Origin of the sequence: Variovorax sp. H27-G14, from assembly GCF_046156345.1 — a bacterium.
In the GTDB taxonomy this organism is placed as follows: Bacteria; Pseudomonadota; Gammaproteobacteria; order Burkholderiales; family Burkholderiaceae_C; genus Variovorax.
The window spans coordinates 1-12,528 of record NZ_JAYLVN010000007.1; the positions used below are offsets into that span (position 1 = coordinate 1).

General features: G+C 65.9%; 15 protein-coding genes. 8 read left to right on the top strand and 7 right to left on the bottom strand.

Annotated features, from left to right (window positions below):
* Positions 1–830 precede the first annotated feature (830 nt).
* Together VLK31_RS17985 and VLK31_RS17990 are read right to left on the bottom strand one after the other, a co-directional pair.
* Positions 831–2,000, bottom strand: a complete 1,170-nt coding sequence (locus tag VLK31_RS17985) for a tyrosine-type recombinase/integrase (protein WP_409169791.1) — start codon at positions 1,998–2,000, stop codon at positions 831–833.
* Between the two features lie 209 nt (positions 2,001–2,209).
* Positions 2,210–2,689, bottom strand: coding sequence for a tetratricopeptide repeat protein (locus VLK31_RS17990; RefSeq protein ID WP_409169792.1), 480 nt, complete (start codon positions 2,687–2,689; stop codon positions 2,210–2,212).
* Between the two features lie 156 nt (positions 2,690–2,845).
* Between VLK31_RS17990 and VLK31_RS17995 the strand changes: the two genes are divergently transcribed.
* Positions 2,846–3,406, top strand: a complete 561-nt coding sequence (locus VLK31_RS17995) for a thermonuclease family protein (RefSeq protein ID WP_409169793.1) — start codon at positions 2,846–2,848, stop codon at positions 3,404–3,406.
* 25 nt (positions 3,407–3,431) lie between these two features.
* Here the strand turns inward: VLK31_RS17995 and VLK31_RS18000 are convergent, their stop codons facing one another.
* Positions 3,432–4,778, bottom strand: coding sequence for an NAD(P)/FAD-dependent oxidoreductase (locus tag VLK31_RS18000; RefSeq protein WP_409169794.1), 1,347 nt, complete (start codon positions 4,776–4,778; stop codon positions 3,432–3,434).
* 155 nt (positions 4,779–4,933) lie between these two features.
* On the opposite strand from VLK31_RS18000, the gene egtB reads away from it, so the two are divergent.
* From egtB to VLK31_RS18025, 5 genes are all read left to right on the top strand, one after another.
* A complete protein-coding gene (gene egtB, locus VLK31_RS18005) occupies positions 4,934–6,199 on the top strand; it encodes an ergothioneine biosynthesis protein EgtB (protein WP_409169795.1) in 1,266 nt (421 codons plus the stop codon).
* Positions 6,200–6,201: 2 nt separating this feature from the next.
* Positions 6,202–7,221, top strand: coding sequence for an L-histidine N(alpha)-methyltransferase (gene egtD / locus VLK31_RS18010; protein WP_409169796.1), 1,020 nt, complete (start codon positions 6,202–6,204; stop codon positions 7,219–7,221).
* Between the two features lie 148 nt (positions 7,222–7,369).
* A complete protein-coding gene (locus tag VLK31_RS18015) occupies positions 7,370–7,654 on the top strand; it encodes a DUF427 domain-containing protein (protein WP_409169797.1) in 285 nt (94 codons plus the stop codon).
* Positions 7,651–8,415: a 2OG-Fe dioxygenase family protein gene (locus VLK31_RS18020; RefSeq protein ID WP_409169798.1), complete on the top strand. Its 765-nt coding sequence runs from the start codon at positions 7,651–7,653 to the stop codon at positions 8,413–8,415. The genes VLK31_RS18015 and VLK31_RS18020 overlap by 4 nt, the downstream gene beginning before the upstream one ends.
* 163 nt (positions 8,416–8,578) lie before the next feature.
* Positions 8,579–9,025 carry a universal stress protein gene (locus VLK31_RS18025; protein WP_409169799.1) on the top strand — a complete coding sequence of 149 codons (447 nt, stop codon included), beginning with the start codon at positions 8,579–8,581 and terminating at the stop codon, positions 9,023–9,025.
* On the opposite strand, the gene VLK31_RS18030 is transcribed toward VLK31_RS18025, so the two are convergent.
* Complete coding sequence (locus VLK31_RS18030; RefSeq protein WP_409169800.1) at positions 9,022–9,696, bottom strand: RluA family pseudouridine synthase; 675 nt, start codon at positions 9,694–9,696, stop codon at positions 9,022–9,024. The genes VLK31_RS18025 and VLK31_RS18030 overlap by 4 nt on opposite strands.
* A gap of 222 nt (positions 9,697–9,918) precedes the next feature.
* On the opposite strand from VLK31_RS18030, the gene VLK31_RS18035 reads away from it, so the two are divergent.
* A complete protein-coding gene (locus tag VLK31_RS18035) occupies positions 9,919–11,118 on the top strand; it encodes an MFS transporter (RefSeq protein ID WP_409169801.1) in 1,200 nt (399 codons plus the stop codon).
* An 11-nt stretch (positions 11,119–11,129) separates the two neighbouring features.
* On the opposite strand, the gene VLK31_RS18040 is transcribed toward VLK31_RS18035, so the two are convergent.
* The 3 genes from VLK31_RS18040 to VLK31_RS18050 are packed head-to-tail and all read right to left on the bottom strand — an operon-like array spanning position 11,130 to position 11,922.
* Entirely contained in the window at positions 11,130–11,417 is a 288-nt protein-coding gene (locus VLK31_RS18040) for a 2Fe-2S iron-sulfur cluster-binding protein (RefSeq protein WP_409169802.1), read from the bottom strand.
* Positions 11,414–11,776 (bottom strand): VF530 family DNA-binding protein, encoded by a 363-nt coding sequence (locus VLK31_RS18045; protein WP_409169803.1) that lies wholly within the window; start codon positions 11,774–11,776, stop codon positions 11,414–11,416. The genes VLK31_RS18040 and VLK31_RS18045 overlap by 4 nt, the downstream gene beginning before the upstream one ends.
* Positions 11,773–11,922: a hypothetical protein gene (locus VLK31_RS18050; protein WP_409169804.1), complete on the bottom strand. Its 150-nt coding sequence runs from the start codon at positions 11,920–11,922 to the stop codon at positions 11,773–11,775. Before VLK31_RS18050 ends, VLK31_RS18045 begins: the two co-directional genes overlap by 4 nt.
* 87 nt (positions 11,923–12,009) lie before the next feature.
* Between VLK31_RS18050 and VLK31_RS18055 the strand changes: the two genes are divergently transcribed.
* Positions 12,010–12,528 (top strand): GNAT family N-acetyltransferase, encoded by a 519-nt coding sequence (locus tag VLK31_RS18055; RefSeq protein ID WP_409169805.1) that lies wholly within the window; start codon positions 12,010–12,012, stop codon positions 12,526–12,528.

Consider the following 12,528-nt stretch of genomic DNA (forward strand, 5'->3'; position numbering starts at 1 on the left):
TCATGGCCATAGTGATCACTCCTGATACCCCACCGCTTAAAAAAGCAGCAGGGTAGGCTGAACACCCGGGTCAAATTTGAAGCGGCACAACCCTCACAGGTGGGTCAAATTTCGGCCGGCGCCAACACCGCTCCCCGCGGATGGTCAGCACTTTCTTGGCGTGAATCAAGAATTCTTTCTGGGACGTCATTTCAATGTCGCCGTCGGAGGGGAGGTGCGGATCTATTAGCGCAGTCATGCAAAAATAATACGCATTGCGTACCAATGCTGCAAGGAAAAAAATGGATGGTACGCACTGAGGACCAATTACTCAGTCCTACCGAGTTCATCGTAGCGTTTTGCGGATGCATGCGGTTTTATTTTGATACCTAATCTGGATTTCAGTATTCGCTGGATGCCAATGTGAGGGGGTTACCCCTATGCGAGAAATGAGTCGAACGGGGTTTTAGGCGCTCGCCTGCTCGCGGAGGCCGTATCGAACAAGGCGCGCCGCCCCGCTGACGCACGTTGACATGACCGCGCCGAAGAGGCAGATCATTGGCAGCAGATATTGACCTCGCGTGGCCAAGTCCTGCCAGTGGCCGTCGTGGCCAACTACCCGATCTGCTTGGCGAACTGCGCCGCGGACAGGGGCGGGTAGCATTGGCATGCAGTACCCAGTAGCTGGCGAGCGCCGCTGAGGGCGTTAGGATAAGGACGGGCAAGTACCCTAACGTGGGTCGTGGGCTATCAGACGAAGACTGGGGAGCAAAGCGGGGAATAAACCAAAGAGCGAGGGACAGATTCCCAATAAGAATAGGCGTTACAAGACATCATTCAGTCGACCCCAGCTAAAAGGCCAGTGATGCAAGTGCCGCTCGCGCGTGATCGCGCGTGAGGTGGCCATAATGCTTCTCGATCATCGCGACGCTAGTGCCAGACAATTGGGCAACGGTAAGGCTGTCGACGCCTGCGTGGATGAGATCGGTGATGACACTATGTCGGACGCTGTAGGTTGATGCCTTGGCAGGCATTTCGGACCCGACTGATGCGCGACTGAACTGATACCCCCAGGTATCTCGGTTCCATAGGCGACCTGCGGAATTCGCAAAAATTTGTGCTGTTGGCAGCTTGTCTTTGCAGTGCGACGCGAAAAATCCAGCGGTGCTGTCGGGCAAGTGGATCTTCCGATCACCGCCGGCCTTGTCCTTGCCTACTGTCAGTACTCCAAGCCTCTCATCGAATTGGGCAACTGTGAGCGACGCCATCGCACCAGGGCGAAGCGGCACCAGTGATAGAGCTCGAAGGAAATCCGCCATGTCTGGCGTGGCCGAAGCGACCAACCTCTTTCGTTGTTCGAGATCTAAGTAAATGTCGCGTCGACGGTCTGCATTTTTTGCGGGTGCCAACTTGGCACGCCAAGCGAAATTCGATGTGACGAGGCCATCATTGAACGCAAGATTAAGGGCGGCGCGGAAAGAGTTTACGTCGCGATTCACCGCGCTTTCCGACCTCTTCATTCCCTTGTTCACTCCCGAAGGGTTTGGCTTCGCGCGCAAGGCCCTGCGCCACGCCTCGATGTGTACTGGAGCAAGCTTAGTCAACTCGATTGCAGAGAACTTGCGGTCACTGAGTACGTGGCGATTGAATCTCGCCTCAGCATCGTCCGCGGGTTTGTCGCCTTTCGTGTCTCGAAGATGCGCGACATAGATCCTGCATACGTCAGCGATTGTGGTTACGTCGGTGCTGCCGCCCTTGCCAAGGTGATCGAACCGCACCTGAGCGGCTTTCACTGCAGCGTCGTAGCGTTGATGGTCGGCGAGAGCAGAGAAATCGCCAAGTGCATGGTAGACCTGCTTGCGTGTACCTTCGTCAAAAGCGCGAGCGATCCAGGTGCCGCCGTCGGAGGCGCCAGTCTTGCGAAATCCGAGATAGTTGCCCTTGCTGACGCGATGCCAGTAGGGTTCACGCCGCGGTTGCAAGCGGCCTCGCGCCGAGACGGTGTCGATCTTTGTAGCCATGGTTAGTACGGAAAAAATACGGAAAACCTCCTCGTATTTTATCGGACAACATCGGAAAGATCGCCGTCCTTCACAGAGGAAAACGCGATCCTATGGCATCCCATGTCGTCCATAAACGCTGCCCAAGAGCGGCAGCGGCAAGGTGATGTGGCGGCTGCTGCAGGAAGACGAGAGCAGCGCGGCCCCGCAAGCCACCTCGTAAGCAGCGCCTACTTGCGCGCCAGCGACTTCAGCAGCGACCCGGCTTCCTTGCGCCCGTCCGCGCTGATGCGCGGCGAAGCCGCAGCCTTGCTCAGGTAGTCGACCACCTTGCGGTGGTTCTGGTTGGGGCCTTCCCACAAAAACAGGCGCCCCAACTCCAGCGCCGCGTCGTCGTCGCCCTGCGCATAGGCCCGCTCGAACCAGAAGCGGGCCCAGCGAAAGTTGCCTTCGTCGCGGTAGCAGATGGCCAGGTTCGCGCAGCCCGCGATGTCGCCAGCCCTGGCGGCCTTGCGGTACCACGCGCGCGCGGCCTCGGCGTTTTGCTTCACGCCGATGCCGTGGTCCAGAAAGTAGCCCACGCTGTTGAGCGCATGGGTTTCGCCCGCGGCGGCCGCTTTCAGGAACAGCGAAAGCGCCTTCTTGTGCGCACCGGCATCCCATGCGTCATTGGCCGCGAGAAACCAGTCGTCGTTGGTCGGTTCTTGCATGGTGCGGTGTCTCCTTCGAAGCGCTGGCGGAAGAAAGAGGGGGAGCAAAGGAAAAGGAAAAGGAAAAAGTCTGTGTACTGCAGCGCCGCGGCACACGGATGACTTAGCCTTGATCCGGCGGCCATTCTCCGGCACCTGCCTATCTCCTGCTCTTTCATGCACTTTCGCGCACTGCTCTCCGTCTTTTCCATTTTTTGCCTCCTGGGCGTTCCGCTTCTCTCCCACGCCGCTCCCCGCACCTGCCTTGTCGTCGGCATCAGCGACGGCGACACGCTTACCGCACGTTGCGGGCGCAGCGGCGCCTATGAGCGTGTGAAGGTGCGCATTGCCGCCATCGATGCGCCCGAAAAATCACAGCCTTACGGCCAGCGCAGCAAGCAGGCGCTGAGCAGCCTCTGCTTCCAGGAAAAGGCGCGCATCACCGAGATTGACACCGACCGCTACGGCCGCACCGTGGCCGACGTGGACTGCAACGGCGAGGACGTCGGCACCCGCATGGTGTCCGACGGCTGGGCCTGGGTGTACGACTACAACCGCATCGCCACCAAGCGCGGCGGCGGGCTGTTCAGGCTGCAGAACAGCGCGCGGGCGCGCCACCTGGGCCTGTGGACCGACGCCAAACCCACGCCACCCTGGGACTGGCGCAAGCGCCAGCGCGCCGAGCAGCCGCATTGGGGCGGCGCGGGTTCGGGCCGGGGCTGGGGCAGCTTCTTCTGAGGCTTTTTCTTTCGGGCGTTGGCGCTCAGGACTCGCTCTTGCCCTGCACGTCCGCCACCACGCGCGCGTGGCGCCTGAAGCTCCAGTACGCGCCGGCCCAGTCCATCATCACGACGATGCGGTTGCGAAAGCCGATCAGGAAGTACGCGTGCGCGAACAGCCAGAACAGCCACGCGAGCCGTCCGCTGAACCGCAGCGGCCCGAACGGCGTGCCCAGGTCGACCACGGCCGAGTTGCGCCCGATGGTGGCCAGGTTGCCGTAGTCCGCATAGCGGAACGGCACCGTCGGCTCGCCCGCGATGCGGCGCAGCACATTGGCCGCGGCCGCGCGCCCCATCTGCTTGGCGCCGGGCGACACGCCGGGCACCGGCTTGGGCGGCTTGCCGGGCGCATGGCTCATGGCGGCCGCCAGGTCGCCGACCACGCTGATTTCGGGGTGGCCCGCCAGGCTCAGGTCGGGCTCGACCTTGATGCGCCCGGCGCGGTCGCATTCCACGCCGGTGGCCGTGCCCAGCATGCGCCCCAGCGGCGAGGCCGCCACGCCGGCCGCCCACACCACGCAGCTGCTACTGATTCGGTAGCTCGTGACAGGTGCGCCGTCTGCACCACCGCCGGTCTGCACCTCGAGCCCGGTGGCGTCGATGGCCGTAACGCGCGCGTTCAGCCGCACCTCGACACCCAGTTTCTCCAGTTGTTCCAGCGCCTTCTGGCTCAGCGATTCAGGCATGGCCTGCAGCACGCGCGGGCCGCCTTCCACCAGCAGCACCTGCGAGCGGCTCGGGTCGATGTGGCGGAACTCGCCGGCCAGCGTGTGCTTGGCAATCTCGGCCAGCGTGCCGGCCATTTCCACGCCCGTGGGGCCGGCGCCGATCACCACGAAGGTGAGCAGGGCGCTGCGGCGCTCGGGGTTGGTGGTGATCTCGGCGTTTTCGAAAGACAGCAGCACGCGGCGGCGGATTTCGAAGGCATCGGCCAGCGTCTTCAGGCCCGGTGCCACGGGCGCCCATTCGTCGTGCCCGAAGTAGCTGTGCGTGGCACCCGCCGCAACGATCAGGTGGTCGTAAGGCACATGGTCGCCGTGGGCCAGGTGCACCGTGCGGGTGGCGGGGTCGATGCCGCTTACCTCGCCCAGCAGTGTGGTGATGTTCGGCTGCTTGCGAAACAGCGAGCGCACCGGCGCCGCGATGGAGGGCGCCGCCAGCCCGGCGGTCGCCACCTGGTAGAGCAGGGGCTGGAACAGGTGGTGGTTGGTCTTGTCGATCACCGTCACATCGACATTGGCGCCTTGCAGCTTGCGCGCGGCTTCCAGTCCGCCGAATCCGCAGCCGACGATGACGACTTGGGGCCTGCCCGAGGGGTTGGTCGTTTGCATCCGACGGATGATACGCAGCCCCCCTGCACGCCCCGGCGTCTTGTGCCACAGTGGCTGCCCGCCGATTTTTCGGCTGCGGGGCTGCGGGCTTTTGTCCTACGCACCGCCGTCACCCGGATGGGCTACAACTTGCGGCTGACCCGACTGGAGACCCCATGACGCTTTCCCGGCCGATCACACCGGCGGCAAGCGCACTGCGCGACAAGTTTCGCGAGGTGCGCGCCATGAGCCTGGCGCTGGCCGCCCCGCTTTCCGCCGAAGACCAGTGCATCCAGTCCATGCCCGATGCAAGCCCCACCAAGTGGCATCTGGCGCACACGACCTGGTTCTTCGAAACCGTGCTGCTGCAACCGCACGCCACGGGCTACACGCCCTTCGACCTGCGTTTTCACTACCTCTTCAACTCGTATTACGAGGCGTTGGGGCCGCGCCATCCGCGCCCGCAACGCGGCCTGCTCACGCGGCCTTCAGTGGACGAGGTGCATGCGTACCGCCGCCATGTCGACGACGCGGTGGTGGCGCTGATGGAAGAGGGCGCGTTCGACTGGGCAACCGTGGAGCCCATCGTCACGCTCGGTCTCAACCATGAGCAGCAGCACCAGGAGCTGCTGCTTACCGACATCCTGCATGCCCTGTCGTGCAACCCGCTGCTGCCGGCCTACAAGCCCGCGAGCGGGCCCGCGCTGCGGCTGGCCACGGTGGCGCCTGCGATGCGCTGGATCGAACAGGCCGGCGGCGTGGTCGAGGTGGGGTTCGCGGAGCACCCGGGGCAGCCGGCGTTCTGCTTCGACAGCGAGACGCCGCGCCACCGCGCGCTGGTACAGCCGCACGCCATGGCCGACCGGCTGGTCAACTGCGGCGACTACGCCCAGTTCATTGCCGACGGCGGCTACCAGCGCCCCGAGCTCTGGCTGTCCGACGGCTGGGCCGCGGTGCAAGCGAACGGCTGGCGTCATCCCGCTTACTGGCTCGCGCCCGACGATCCTCGACTGGGCTTCGGTTTGCAGACGCAGGGCGCCGCCAGCTGGCATGTGTTCGGCCTGCACGGCGTACGGCCGATGGAGGCCGACGCGCCGGTGTCGCAACTGAGTTTTTACGAAGCCGCCGCGTACGCCGAATGGGCCGGTGCGCGCCTGCCAACGGAGTTCGAATGGGAGGCGGCCTGCAACGCGCCCGGCATCATGCAGATGACGGGCCATGTGTGGCAGTGGACGCGTTCGTCGTACGACCCGTACCCGGGCTTTCGCCCCATGCCTGGGATTGCCGCCGAATACAACGGCAAGTTCATGGTGGGGCAGTTGGTGTTGCGAGGTGGCAGCGTGGCCACGCCAGAGGGCCACACGCGGCCCAGCTACCGCAACTTTTTTCCGCCGGCCGCGCGCTGGCAGTTCTCGGGGCTGCGGCTCGCGAAAGACCTTTGATCATGCGCAATCCAACCAACTCGTCTTCGCTGTCTTTCGTGCCTGCCAAGGGCGGTGCATCGTCAAATAAATCGCCTGTTGCCGAGGCTGCCGACGCGGCACCGGTGTCGGAATTCGGGCGCGAAATGCAGGCCGGGCTGGCACGCTCGCCGCGCAGCATTTCGCCCAAGTTCTTCTATGACGTGGCGGGCTCGCAGCTGTTCGACCGCATCTGCGACCTGCCCGAGTACTACCCCACGCGCACCGAGCTGCGCATTCTGGGCGAGTGCGCGGGCGAGATCGCCGAGCAGATCGGGCCGAACGCGGAAATCGTCGAGTTCGGCGCCGGGTCGTTGACGAAGGTGCGGCTTTTGCTCGATGCACTGGAGACGCCGAAGCGCTACCTGCCCATCGACATCTCCGGCGAGCACCTGGAGGCAGCTGCGCAGCGACTGAAGGCCGACTATCCGGCGCTGGTGGTGCAGCCCATTGCGGCCGACTACACCATGCCGCTGGTGCTGCCCGCGCCCATGCCGGGGGCAGGGCGCCGGGTCGGGTTTTTTCCGGGCTCGACGATCGGCAATTTCGAGCCCGAAGAAGCGCTCGCTTTCCTGCAGTTGGCCGCGCGCATGCTGCGCGGCGGGGGCTTGCTGATTGGCGTCGACCTGGTGAAAGACCCGGCGCGGCTGCATGCGGCCTACAACGACGCGCAGGGCGTGACGGGGGAGTTCAACCTCAACCTGCTGCGGCGCGCCAACCTGGAGCTGGACGCCGACTTCGATGTCGACGGCTTCGCGCATGCGGCGTTCTACAACGCGCCCCGGCAACGCATCGAAATGCACCTGGTGAGCCGCCGGGCCCAGAGCGTTTCCTTGAACGGAGAACGCTTCGGCTTCGAGGAGGGCGAGACCATTCACACGGAGTACTCGCACAAGTTCACGGTGGACGGCTTGCGTGCGCTCGCGGTGCGCGCGGGCTTCAAGCCGGGCGCTGTGTGGACCGACCCTGAACGGCTCTTCAGCGTGCACTGGCTGGCAGCCTAGGCCTGCGCGCCTGGCAAATAAACCAGCCGGAACAGGGTCGATAGGGCAACGACGCGGGCGAGCCTTGCGGCAGCGGCACAATAGCGCTGCCCCGTGCGGCATGCGCAACGGCAAGCGCCCGCAACCCCTCCCCCTGGAGACCGAGACCATGAAAGCAACCTGGAACGGCGTCACCATCGCCGAAAGCGACGACACCGTGCTCGTTGAAGGCAACCACTATTTCCCGATGAGTTCGCTCAATCGCGATCACGTGACCTTCAGCAACCACAAGACCACCTGCCCCTGGAAGGGGTCCGCGAGCTATTTCTCGCTGCTGGTCAACGGCGAGCTCAACACCGACGCCGCCTGGTACTACCCCGACCCCAAGCCCGAAGCCGAAGAAATCCGCGACCGCGTGGCGTTCTGGAAGGACGTGAAGGTCAGCGCGCAGTGACCACGGCCGCTTTCGCGCCGCCTTTCATTTCCCCCGCCGAGCTGCCCGCCGCCTTGCGCGAGCAGGGCTACGCGGTGCTGAGCCCGCAGGGTGTCAGCGAATGGCTGGGCACGCCGCTGGCGCAGCTCGACGCGCTGCATGCCGACTGGAACGACCTGCCGCCCGACGAATACCTGAAGGACGGCGGGCGCTACCGCACACGGCGCCATGCCTGCTTCACGGTAGAGGCCGCTGAGTCCGATGGTCACGGCACGCTGGCCCAGGTGCCGCACCGCGCGCACTGGCAGCCGGTGGAATACAACGCGCTGCACGGCGGCATGCAGCGCTGGTTTGCGCCCATGCGTGAAGCCACCGTGGCGCAGCCGGTGTGGCAGCGTCTGCTGCAGCAGCTCGGCCAGGCCAGCAGCAACATGCGCGGCGCGCCGCAGCGCTGGTACGTGGAAGCGCACCAATTCCGCATCGACACGGCCGGCGGCATCGGCCGCCCGACGCCCGAAGGCGCGCACCGCGACGGCGTCGACCTGGTGGCCGTTGCGCTGGTGGGGCGCCACGGCATCAAGGGCGGCGAAACGCGCGTGTTCGAGGCCAACGGCCGGCGCGGCGAACGCTTCACCATGACCGAGCCGTGGAGCCTGCTGGTGCTCGACGACGCGCGCGTGATTCATGAGTCCACGCCCATCCAGCCGCTCGAAGACGGCGCTGAAGGCTGGCGCGACACGCTCGTGATCACCTGCCGGGCCAAGGGTTTCCAAGGGGACTGAGCCCGTGCGACGGCCCCGCGCAGCGTCGAACGCGCGAGCGCAGTGCGTCCTCGCTGGCACGAGTCCTACAGCCCCGCTGCACAACAGCGGTTAAATTCGAGACCCGGTTTCTTGTCACTCCTCAGGAGCCGTGTCTGTCTGTGAACTAAAGCGAGGTCCCGCCATGTTCAATCACATCCTGGTTCCGATCGACGGCTCCGAAACTTCCATGCTCGCCGTCAGCAAGGCCAGTGGCCTGGCGCTGGCTTTCGGCAGCCGCATCACGTTGATTCACGTGATCGACAACTACCCCTTCATCGGCGTGGGCGCGGACTATGCGCTCGGCCAGAACGAATACCTGGCCGCCGCCACGGCCAGCGCCAATGCGGCACTCGCTCGCGGCGTGGCCGCGCTCGCGGCCGAAGGGCTGCACAGCGACCAGCGCGTGATCGACGGCCATGTGGTGCACGAAGGCATCGTCGACACGGCCATCGCCATCGCGGCCGATCTGATCGTGATGGGCTCGCATGGGCGCAGCGGCATCGAGAAGCTGCTGCTGGGCAGCGTCACTCAGCGCGTGCTGCAGGACGCGAACATGCCCGTGCTGGTGGTCAAGGGCGACTTCAACTAAGCGTCAATTCGAGCGGCGGGTGCGAAGTCAGGTGCGTGCCTGAATTCAAGGCGCTCTTGCGTCACCGGGTGCAGCAAGCCCAGCTCGCTCGCATGCAGCAGCAGGCGCGGCGCCCGGGCCTGCACCGCGGCATCGCCATAGAGCGCATCACCCAGAATCGGATGGCCCACCGACAGCAGGTGCACGCGCAGCTGGTGCGACCGGCCGGTCAGCGGCTCCAGCAGCACATGGGTGGACACCGCCCCGCCGTGGGTCGATGAAGACAGCGCCTTCCACCGCGTGACACTCGGCTTGCCGGCGGGGTCGGTTTTCTGCAGCGGGCGGCGCGGCCAGTCGGCCATCAGCGGCGCATCGATCGACGACCAGTCTTCTCGCAGCGGCATCGCGCCATCGACGATGGCCTCGTAGCGCTTGCTCACGCGCCGCTCGGCAAAGGCCGCGCTCAGCGCGCGCTGCATTGCAATGCCGCGCGCCATCACTACCAAACCGCTGGTGCCCATGTCGAGCCGGTGCACGATGAGCGCGTCTGGCCACTGGCGCATGGCGCGCGCACTCAGGCAGTCTTGCTTGTCGTCACCGCGGCCGGGCACGCAGAGCAGGCCGGCGGGCTTGTCGAGCACCAGCAGGTACGGGTCTTCGTGAACGGGGGACAGCAGGGGGGCGCAGGTCATGGGTGCCGCCGAGTGTAGAGAGCGCCTGGTGGGCGCGGCGGGGCCATCGCAGCATGCTCACGACCCGCTCACGAAGCCTCGGCTATCCTCGAACGAATGTCCGGCCCCGCACCTGCCCCCTCTTCTTCTCCTGCTCCCCCTTCTTCTCCTGCCACCGCCGCTCCGGCCGCCGGCTCCGCTTCTCCCCCCAGCTTTTCCGACCTGACGCGCGAACGCCCCTTCATGCAGATGTGGACGGCGCGCCTGTTCGGCACCGCCGCCTCGCAGATGCTGCTGGTGGCCATTGGCTGGCACATGTACGACCTCACCGGCAGCGCCTGGGACCTGGGCCTTGTCGGCCTCTACCAGTTCGTGCCGGCGCTGCTGCTGGCCCTGCTGGCGGGCCATATCGTCGACCGCCACCACCGCGGGCGCATCGTGGCGGCCTGCTTTGCGGTGCAGGGGCTGGTGGCGCTGGTGCTGCTGCTGGCGGTGATGGAGAAGCACGACACGCGCGGCCTGCTGCTGGGCCTGTCGCTGGTGCTGGGCGCCGTGCGGGCGTTCCAGATGCCCGCGCAGCAGGCGCTCACGCCGCTGCTGGTGCCGCCCACCATGCTGGCGCGCGCCATGGCTTTCAGCTCGGCCGGCATGCAGGGCGCGATCATCGGCGGCCCGGCCCTGGGCGGCCTGCTGTTCGTGGCGGGCATGGCGGTGGTCTATGGCGCCAGCGTGGCGTGCTTCGTGATTGCGTGCGCGCTGGTGCTGCGCCTGCGGTACGCCTACACGCCGGCCGCGCGCGAGCCGGTCACGCTGGCCACCGTGTTCGCGGGGGTCGACTTCATCTGGAAGCGCAAGCCCGTGCTCGGCGCGGTCTCGCTCGACCTGTTCGCGGTGCTCCTGGGCGGCGCGGTGGCGCTGCTGCCCATCTACGCCAAGGACATCCTGCACACCGGGCCCTGGGGGCTCGGCCTGCTGCGCGGCGCGCCGGCGGTGGGCGCGCTGGTGATGTCCATCGCGCTCACGCGCCGGCCGGTGGAGCGCAACGTGGGCCGCACGCTGCTGCTGGCCATTGCGCTGTTCGGCGTGTGCATGGTGGTGTTCGGCATATCGAAGAGCTTTGTGGTGTCGCTGATTGCGCTGGCCGTGTCAGGCGGCGCCGACATGGTCAACGTGGTGATTCGCCAGACGCTGGTGCAACTGGAAACGCCGGATGCCATGCGCGGTCGGGTGAGCGCGGTCAATTCGATCTTCATCGGCGCCAGCAACCAGCTGGGCGAGTTCGAGTCGGGCGCCACGGCGGCGCTGCTGGGGCCGGTCGGCTCCGTGGTGGTGGGCGGTGTGGGCACGGTGCTGGTCGCGCTCACCTGGTTCAAGCTGTTCCCCTCGCTGGCGCAGCGCGACCGGCTGGTGGTGGCGGCACCGTCGGTGCGCCCGCAGCCCTGATTCGCGCGGTTCTAGTCGGAAAAAAGCGAACGCGCAGCCGGCGCTTCGAGTGACAGGTCGCCAAGTGCCTGCGCCACGCAGGGCAGGATCCAGCCCTCGGCCTTTTCGTCGGCGCTCAGGCCGGGCCAGTCGATGGTGTGGCGGGTTTCGCCGGACAGCCGCAGGCAGATGCAGGTGCGGCAGGTGCCATTGCGGCACGAACTCGGCAGCTCGATGCCGGCGGCCTCGGCCGCTTTGAGCAGTGTGGTCTGCGCGTCGGTCTCGAAGTCGAGGCCCGAGGGCTCGAGTCGGACCTTCATGGCTGGGCAGGCGGGTCTTGCGGCAGGTCTTGCTGCACGTCTTGCTGCAGGTCGTGCAGCGGCGCTGGCTGCGGTTGTTGTTGCTGCTCGCGGCGCTGCTCGCGCAGCATGAACAGGTACAGGCTCTCGACCTTCTCGCGCGCCCACGGCGTCTTGCGCAAGAACTTCAGGCTGGAGCCCACGCTCGGGTCGATGGCAAAACAACGGATGGGAACCAGCTCGCTCAGGTGCTCCCATCCGTAGTAGTCGGCCAGCGTGGTGACGATGGCCTCCAGCGTCAGCCCGTGCAGCGGGTTGCGCGGCTGGGCCTTCTTGGCCGCGGGGACCGTCGGGGCCGGCGCTGGTGCGTCGTCGGTCACTTGTTCTTGAGCTTGCCGCGGGGAATCACGGCGGTCGTGAGCGTGCGCACGGGCTCGATGCCGCCGGTGCCCACGGGCTTGGGCGGCGAAGTGTCCTTCTTCGGTTTCTTCGTTTCCTTGTTGGCGCGTTGCTGACCTTTGGCCATGTCGATTTCTCCTGTTGTTACGACGGATACAGCAGGCAGTTTAGCGGTGCGGCGACAATAGCCGGTTCCATCCGATTTCCTGCATTCATGTCCGATTACGAAGTTCGCCCCGCCACCCTGCGCGACGCCAAGGCTGTCGCTGAAGTTCATGCCCTGTCCGTCAAGGCCGCCTACCAAGGCATCCTCCCCGAAGAAGAGCTGCCCGTGCTGGCCCCTGCCTCGCGCGAAGCCAAGTGGCGCGAAGCCATCGAGTACAGCGAGCCCCAGGTCCGGGTGGCCGTGCTGGGCAACGAGGTCGTCGGTTTCGTCGGCTACGACCGCTCGCGCGACCCCAAGACCCCACCCACCACGGGTGAAATCTGGGCCATCTACGTCAAGCCCGAGCACTGGAGCAAGGGCGTGGGCGTGGCCCTGTGGGACGCCGCCCGCGACGGCCTCGAAGAAGAGGGCTGCACCAACGTCACCGTGTGGGTGCCCATTCGCAACGACCGCGCCGTGCGTTTTCACGAACTCGCTGGCTTCAAGCGCGAGATGAAGACCGCCAAGACGACCGCCATGGGTTCCGTGCGCGTGGAAGAAATTCGCCTGAAGCGCACTGTGGCCTGA